This is a genomic window from Streptomyces sp. UH6, assembly GCF_013421635.1.
Taxonomy (GTDB): Bacteria; Actinomycetota; Actinomycetes; order Streptomycetales; family Streptomycetaceae; genus Streptomyces; species Streptomyces abyssomicinicus.
In genome coordinates, this window is sequence record NZ_JACADT010000225.1 from 1 (window position 1) to 7,229 (window position 7,229).

Below are 7,229 nucleotides of genomic sequence, written 5' to 3' on the forward strand. Positions count from 1 at the left end.
GCCCGTCCCCGACGGCCAGGGGACCGGCCTCGGCCTCACCCAATGGGCCGCCTTCGCCGGCTCCGCCGCGCTCGGCCTGTTCGGCTTCGGCGGTCTGGCCCGCGGCAACACCGGCCGCGCCTGGGTGCTCGGCATGTTCGGCCGCTACCGCGGCACCGTCCGCCGCACCGGGCTGCTCTGGGTCAACCCGCTGCTGCTGCGCCGCAAGGTCGACGTCCGTCTGCGGCACTGGCGCAGTGAACCGCTGTGCGCCAACGACCCCAACGGGGTGGCGCTGCGCGTGCGGACCCTGGTGGTGTGGCGGGTGAAGGACACCGCCCGCGCCGTGCACGCCGTGGAGGACCACGAGGAGTACCTGCGCCGCTGCGTCGAGGCCGCGCTGGCCCGGATCCCGGTGGACCCGCCGATGGAGCCGGCCGACGAGCGCCCCGAGCAGGGCGAGGAGGAACCCGGCCTGGAGGAGGCGCTGACCGGCCAGGTCGCCGCCGACGCCAAGGCGGTCGGCCTGGAGGTCTTCGCCGTGCGGCCGATCCGCGTCGAGTACGCCCCCGAGGTGGCCGCCGTGATGCAGCGGCGGCGGATCGCCGCGCTGGACGCCCGGCAGCGCGCCGGGGTGCTCAGCGCGGTGGTCGACTCGGTCGAGGACACCGTCAACCGCCTGACCCTGCGCGGACTGGTCGAGCTCGACGACTACGAGCGCAAGGTCCTGGTGAAGGACCTGACCGTCGCGTTCTGCGCGGGGCGGGGGGAGGGCGCGCCGTAACGGCGGCGGGGCCGGGGCCCCGGGAGGGGCAGGGAGTGTCCGTGCGGGGCCGTTGCCGCCGTCACTGCGGAAGTCGAAGATTCCGCGCGGATCCGGAGAGCGGCCGAGATTGGTATGGACATGTTCAAGCTTCGCTTCTAGCTTGGTACTTGGTCTAGACCAACAGCACGACTCGAGAAGCTCGGCACTGCTCAACGACCCCCCCTCCCTCAGGAGCGTCGGCATGCGCAAACGCACGAAGTTGTACGCGGCCTCGGTCGGCCTGGCCACCGCGGGAGCCATGGTGCTCTCGACCGGTGGCGCCAGCGGCCACGGCTACACGGACCTGCCCGTCAGCCGGCAGAAGCTCTGTCAGAACGGCTCCGTCACGAACTGCGGCTCCATCCAGTGGGAGCCGCAGAGCGTCGAGGGCCTCAAGGGCTTCCCGGCCGCCGGCCCCGCCGACGGAGACATCTGCTCGGCCGGCCACTCCACCTTCAACCAGCTCGACCAGCCGAAGACCCCCTCGGGTGCGGCCTGGCCGGCCACCAAGGTCACCTCGGGCCAGAGCTACACCTTCCGGTGGCAGTTCACCGCCCGGCACTCGACGACCGACTTCAGGTACTACATCACCAAGCCAGGCTGGAACCAGAACCACGCGCTGGCCCGCTCGGACCTCAACCTGACGCCGTTCCTCACCGTGCCGTACAACAACCAGCAGCCGCCGCAGACGCTCTCGCACAGCGGAACGCTGCCCGGTGGCCTCAGCGGCCGGCACGTGATCGTCGCCGTCTGGACGGTCGCGGACACGGCCAACGCGTTCTACGCCTGCTCGGACGTCACGTTCTGATCCGTACGACGGACGGAACGACCGCCGACCGGCGTGGACGGCAACGCCGAAGGGCCCCTCGCGAGGCGAGGGGCCCTTCTCCGGTGCGCCGCCAGGGACTCGAACCCCGGACCCGCTGATTAAGAGTCAGCTGCTCTAACCAACTGAGCTAGCGGCGCATGACTTCCGCCTTCCGCTTCCGCGGCCGGCGACGAAGAAAATACTACCCGGTCCCTGGGGGTGCTCGTGACCAGCCGGACGGCCGGCGGGACGACCGGCCGGACGGCGGGCCGGGGACGGGCCGGGGACGGGCCGGGGACGGGCCGTGATCAGGGCTGGAGGGACAGCGAGAGCAGCACCGGCGCGGCCTCCTGGTGGAGCCGGTCGGCGGCCCGCCGGAGGCGGTGCGCCTGGCTCACCGGCATCGACAGGGCGAGGCTGCCCACCCGCTCACCCGCGGAGAGCGCGACCGCCGCGCAGACCGTGCCCACCGCGTACTCCTGGAGGTCCAGCACCGGCGCGGACGGCGGCTGCGCCTCCAGGTGGGTGAGGAGCAGCCGCTCGCTGGTGATGGTGCGCGAGGTCAGGCGGGCCATCCGGTGACGGGAGAGGTGGTCGCGGCGGCCGTCGCGGTCGAGCTGCCCCAGCAGGCTCTTGCCGACCGCGCTGGCGTGCGCCGCCCAGCGGAAGTCCACCCACTCGTTGACCGCGGGCGCGCCGGGGCCCGCGGCGCACTGTGTGACCCGCACCTCCCCGTCGTCGTAACGGCTGAGATAGATCGCCGCCCCGACGTCGTCCCGCAGCCGGTCGAGGGTGCGCTGCAGCTTCTCGCGGAGCGCCTCCTCGTGCCCGTCCGTCGAGGTCAGGCGCGCGAAGGCGTCCCCGACGGCGTACGCGCCGTCCGGGAGACGCAGGACGTAGCCCTCACGCCTCAGCATCCGCAGCAGCGTGGTCAGGCGCCGCGGGCCGAGGTCGAGCTGACGGCCGAGTTCTGCGTCGGTGATTCCGGCGGGATGCCGCGCCACCACGTCCAGGGCCCGCAGGGCCTCCTGGACCGGGTGGTGCGACTCGGCCGGTTCGTTCAGCGCCACGGTTCCCCCTGCGCCAGCGTGTTCGGGCCGTTGATCCGGTCGATCGACGCGATTCACGATACCGGGGCGTACCGATCCGGACAGGGTCTTACGGCCCCGGTCGGTCCACGGGCCGCGCTTTCCCAGGTGGCATATGACAGCAGCACGAACCAATTCGGGTACCGGCGGTAATAGGACAGGTGAGGAAAGGAACGGCCCCGCGTCAGACCTGCACCAAGGGCTCACGGGTGAAGAGCGCGCCCAGCTCCGGAGCGTTCACCCGGCGGTCCGTGAGGCGCAGCGCCTCCCAGGCCGCCACCTGGTTCGCCGTGAGCACCGGCTTCCCCACGGCGGCCTCCAGGGCCGGCAGCGAGGAGACCGTGTGCAGCGCGCTGTCCGGAACCAGCACCGCCTCGGCCTCCGGGTGGTCGGCGGCCAGCACCAGCTCGTGGACCCGGTCCGGGCCCCATGCCGCCACATCGGCCGCCGTGGCCGCGCCCGCGCCGTGCACCGAGGCGACCCGTACCCCCGCCCCCTCCTCCAGGAAGCGGACGAACAGCTCCGCGACGTCCTCCGGATAGGTGGCCGCCACCGCCACCCGTCGCGCCCCCACCTCGCGGACCGCGTGGGCGAAGGCGAAGGAGGAGGAGGACGCCGGCATCCCCGCGGCCACCGCCAGCGACCGCACCTGCTCGCGCGAGGCGTCCCAGCCGTCCACGAAACTGCCCGCCGTGTTGACCCAGACCACGGCCTCGGCGCCGGACAGCCGCAGCTGCTCGCAGGCCTCCGCCAGCGGTCCCGGCGCGCCCGTCTCCCGCAGGACATCGACCCGCCGCACGTCCTCTCCGAGCTCGGTGTGGACCACGTCGACGCGGATGTCGCTGCCGAGCAGCTGCTCCATGCGCGGGTAGTCGTCCTCGGCCGAATGGCCCGGGTAGATGAATCCGAGTGCGGTCATGTCCAGCCTCTCCGTCACCGTCACGTGAACCGTCACCGTCGTGCGTCGCCGCAGTACCGGTCCTGTCCGGGTACCCAGCACCGCCCGGGAAACCGATCGGATTAGGCCATGGAAGCTCGGGTAGGCGCGCCGCCATGTCTTCACCTCCCTTCAAGAAGGAAAGACCACTCACCCGGCGGAGCGTGCTGGCCGCGGGGGCCGCCACGGCCGCCGCGCTCGGCGTCTCCGCCTGTAGCCGGGTCCCCACCGAGGACTCCGGGAACGGCGGTGACCAGCTGGAACGCCTGCGCGCACAGGGTGTGGTGCGGGTCGGCATCGCCGGCGAAATACCCTTCGGCTACATCGACAAGGACGGCGGCCTCACCGGCGAGGCCCCGGAGCTCGCCCGGGTGATCTTCAAGCGCCTGGGCGTCGGCTCCGTCCAGCCGGTGCCGACCGAGTTCGGCTCCCTGATACCCGGGCTCAACTCGCAGCAGTTCGACGTCGTCGCCGCCGGCATGTACGTCAACAAGGAACGCTGCGGCCAGGTGATCTTCGCCGACCCCGACTACCAGATGCTCGACTCGTTCGTCGTCCGCAAGGGCAACCCGATGGGGCTGCACGACTACCAGGACGTCGTCGGGAAGAAGGCCAGGTTCGCCACCGGGACCGGCTACGCCGAGATCGAGTACGCGGTCGCGGCCGGCATCCCGGAGAGCGAGATCCTGATCGTGCCCGACCAGGTGGCCGGACTGAACGCCGTCGAATCCGGACGCGCCGACGTGTTCGCGGGCACCGCGGTCACCACCCGCGAGGTGGTCAAGAAGTCCCGCAAGGCCGAGGCCACGAAGCCGTTCGCGCCCGTCGTGGACGGCAAGCCGCGGATCGACGGCGGCGCCTTCGCCTTCCGCCCCACCGAGACCCGGCTCCGGGACGCCTTCAACGCCGAGCTGCACCGGATGAAGAAGAGCGGCGAACTGCTGCGCGTCCTGCGGCCCTTCGGGTTCACCGAGTCGGAGATGACCGACCTGACCGCGAAGGAGCTGTGCGCCCGATGAACAGCTCGATGACCTCCGGACTCTGGGAACTGGTGCTGAACGGTGTCTGGATCACCGTCCAGCTGCTGGTGCTCAGCGCCGTCCTGGCGACCGTCGTCGCCTTCGTGGCCGGAATCGCGCGCACCCACCGGCTGTGGATCGTCCGCTTCCTGGCGGGCTTCTACACCGAGGTGTTCCGCGGCACCTCCGCGCTGATCATGATGTTCTGGGTCTTCTTCGTGATGCCCACCGCCCTCGGCTGGCAGCTGGTCCCGCTCTGGGCCGGCACGCTCGCCCTCGGCCTGACCTACGGCGCGTACGGCGCCGAGGTGGTGCGCGGCGCGATCGCCGCCGTGCCGCAGGCCCAGCGCGACGCGGGCATCGCCCTCAGCCTCACGCCCTGGCAGCGGACGCGGCTGATCCTGCTGCCGCAGTCCGTCCCCGAGATGATCCCGCCGTTCTCCAACCTCCTGGTCGAACTGCTCAAGGGCACCGCCCTGGTGTCGATCATGGGCATGGGCGACCTGGCGTTCAGCGGCAACCTGATCCGGCTGGCGCTCCAGGAGAGCACCGAGATCTACACCTACATCCTGCTCATCTACTTCGTCCTCGCCTTCCTGCTCACCCGCCTGATGCGCGGACTGGAGAAGAGCCTCAAGGTCCGGACCGGCAAGGCCGTGAAGACCGGCTCGCCCGAGGCCACGGCCGACGTGAAGGCGGGTGCTGCCGCGTGAACTGGGACTGGAACGCCGTCGCGGACTTCATGCCGCACTTCTGGGACGGCCTCGTCGTCACCCTCCAGGCGCTGGTGCTGGGCTCCCTGCTCTCCTTCACCCTCGGCCTGGTGTGGACCCTGCTGATGCGGGTCCCCACCCGATGGGTGCGCTGGCCCGTCGGCGTGTTCACCGAGTTCGTCCGGAACACGCCGCTGCTGGTGCAGCTCTTCTTCCTCTTCTACGTGCTGCCGGAGTGGGGCCTGACCTTCTCCGCCCTCACCATGGGCGTCATCGGCCTCGGCCTGCACTACTCGACCTACACGATGCAGGTCTACCGGGCCGGCATCGAGGGCGTGCCGGTGGGCCAGTGGGAGGCGGCCAAGGCGCTCAACCTGCCGCTGCGCCGCACCTGGACCGCGGTCATCCTGCCGCAGGCCGTCCGGCGGGTGGTGCCCGCGCTCGGCAACTACGTGATCTCCATGCTCAAGGACACGCCGCTGCTGATGACCATCACCGTCCTGGAGATGCTCGGCGAGGCGCGGCTCTTCTCGCAGCACGCCTTCGAGTTCACCGAGCCGGTCACGGTGATCGGCGTGGCCTTCATCGTCATCTCCTACCTCGCCTCCCTTCTCCTGCGATCCCTGGAGCGACGCCTTGTCTGACACCCTCCCCACCCCTGATCCGACGGCGACGGCGCCCGCCGCCACCGCACCCGCGGGCGAGCTGATCCGGTTCGACGGCGTGACCAAGCGGTTCGGCGAGAACACGGTGCTGGACCGGCTGGACTTCTCCGTCGAGGCCGGCAAGCACGTCACCCTCATCGGCCCCTCCGGTTCCGGCAAGACCACCATCCTGCGGATGCTGATGACGCTCACCAAGCCGGACGAGGGCACCATCACCGTCGACGGCAGGCGGCTGTACCCGGCCAAGCGCCGCGAGGTCGCCGAGGTGCGCAAGAACATCGGCATGGTGTTCCAGCAGTTCAACCTCTTCCCCAACATGAAGGTGCTGCGCAACGTCACCGAGGCGCCGGTCACCGTGCTGGGCCTGTCCAAGGACGAGGCCGAGGCCCGGGCGCGCGAGCTGCTGGAGCTGGTCGGGCTCGCCGACAAGTGCGACGTGTACCCCTCGCAGCTGTCCGGCGGCCAGCAGCAGCGGGTCGCCATCGCCCGCGCGCTGGCGATGCGGCCGCAGGTGCTGCTCCTCGACGAGGTGACCTCCGCGCTCGACCCCGAGCTGGTGGCCGGCGTGCTGGACGTGCTGCGCGACATCGCCCGGTCCACCGACATCACCATGCTCTGCGTCACGCACGAGATGAACTTCGCCCGGGACATCTCCGACGACGTCCTGATGTTCGACGGTGGCAAGGTCATCGAGTCCGGCCCGCCGGAGCGGATCTTCGAGGACCCGACGCACGAGCGGACCCGGGAGTTCCTGGGCGCGGTGCTCTGACGCCCCGGAGCGGACCCGACCCGACGCGGCGGGGCGGTGGCGGAATAGGCCACCGCCCCGCCGCGTTGTCCACCTCCGCACGGCGAAGCGGCGAAGAGGGAGTACGACGGTGACAGAGCAGGCAGAAGAGATCCGCGGCACGGTCCACGGCAGCGCGCCCGTCCCCCTCTCCGTCCTCGACCTGGTCACCGTCGGCGCGGGACACACCGCGAGCGACGCGCTGGCCACCTCGGTGCGGATCGCGCGGCTCGCCGAGGCGCGCGGGTTCGAGCGGTACTGGGTCGCCGAGCACCACTCCATGCCGGGCGTCGCCTCCAGCTCGCCGGCGGTGATCCTCGCCTACCTGGCCGCGCGGACCGAGCGGATCAGGCTGGGCTCCGGCGGCGTGATGCTGCCCAACCACGCCCCGCTGGTGATCGCCGAGCAGTTCGGCACGCTGGAGGCGA

Annotated in this window: 9 protein-coding genes and 1 tRNA gene; 7 read left to right on the plus strand and 3 right to left on the minus strand. The window is 71.2% G+C overall.

From position 1 onward, the window contains the following. Together HW445_RS13545 and HW445_RS13550 are read left to right on the plus strand one after the other, a co-directional pair. Positions 1-763: SPFH domain-containing protein (locus tag HW445_RS13545; RefSeq protein WP_257231053.1), on the plus strand; the 763-nt coding region annotated here is incomplete at its 5' end. A gap of 223 nt (positions 764-986) precedes the next feature. Beyond that, the gene (locus HW445_RS13550) at positions 987-1,592 is read left to right on the plus strand and encodes a lytic polysaccharide monooxygenase (RefSeq protein WP_180221277.1); all 606 of its coding nucleotides are present in this window, start codon (positions 987-989) and stop codon (positions 1,590-1,592) included. Between the two features lie 84 nt (positions 1,593-1,676). Here HW445_RS13550 and HW445_RS13555 read toward each other — a convergent pair. The 3 genes from HW445_RS13555 to HW445_RS13565 all read right to left on the minus strand — a co-directional run bounded on the left by HW445_RS13555 (position 1,677) and on the right by HW445_RS13565 (position 3,599). Beyond that, positions 1,677-1,750 (minus strand) — tRNA-Lys (locus tag HW445_RS13555). A 150-nt stretch (positions 1,751-1,900) separates the two neighbouring features. After that, the gene (locus tag HW445_RS13560; RefSeq protein WP_180221278.1) at positions 1,901-2,662 is read right to left on the minus strand and encodes an IclR family transcriptional regulator C-terminal domain-containing protein; all 762 of its coding nucleotides are present in this window, start codon (positions 2,660-2,662) and stop codon (positions 1,901-1,903) included. 202 nt (positions 2,663-2,864) lie between these two features. Next, positions 2,865-3,599 carry a decarboxylase gene (locus HW445_RS13565; RefSeq protein WP_180221279.1) on the minus strand — a complete coding sequence of 245 codons (735 nt, stop codon included), beginning with the start codon at positions 3,597-3,599 and terminating at the stop codon, positions 2,865-2,867. A 134-nt stretch (positions 3,600-3,733) separates the two neighbouring features. On the opposite strand from HW445_RS13565, the gene ehuB reads away from it, so the two are divergent. The 5 genes from ehuB to HW445_RS34405 all read left to right on the plus strand — a co-directional run. Further along, positions 3,734-4,636 carry an ectoine/hydroxyectoine ABC transporter substrate-binding protein EhuB gene (ehuB, locus tag HW445_RS13570; RefSeq protein WP_180221280.1) on the plus strand — a complete coding sequence of 301 codons (903 nt, stop codon included), beginning with the start codon at positions 3,734-3,736 and terminating at the stop codon, positions 4,634-4,636. Between the two features lie 8 nt (positions 4,637-4,644). Beyond that, a complete protein-coding gene (ehuC, locus tag HW445_RS13575; RefSeq protein WP_180221285.1) occupies positions 4,645-5,349 on the plus strand; it encodes an ectoine/hydroxyectoine ABC transporter permease subunit EhuC in 705 nt (234 codons plus the stop codon). Next, positions 5,346-5,993, plus strand: a complete 648-nt coding sequence (gene ehuD, locus HW445_RS13580) for an ectoine/hydroxyectoine ABC transporter permease subunit EhuD (RefSeq protein ID WP_180221281.1) — start codon at positions 5,346-5,348, stop codon at positions 5,991-5,993. Before ehuC ends, ehuD begins: the two co-directional genes overlap by 4 nt. A gap of 61 nt (positions 5,994-6,054) precedes the next feature. Then, positions 6,055-6,783, plus strand: coding sequence for an ectoine/hydroxyectoine ABC transporter ATP-binding protein EhuA (gene ehuA / locus HW445_RS13585; RefSeq protein ID WP_257231055.1), 729 nt, complete (start codon positions 6,055-6,057; stop codon positions 6,781-6,783). Then, positions 6,692-7,229: LLM class flavin-dependent oxidoreductase (locus HW445_RS34405; protein WP_374939644.1), on the plus strand; the 538-nt coding region annotated here is incomplete at its 3' end. The genes ehuA and HW445_RS34405, both read left to right, overlap by 92 nt.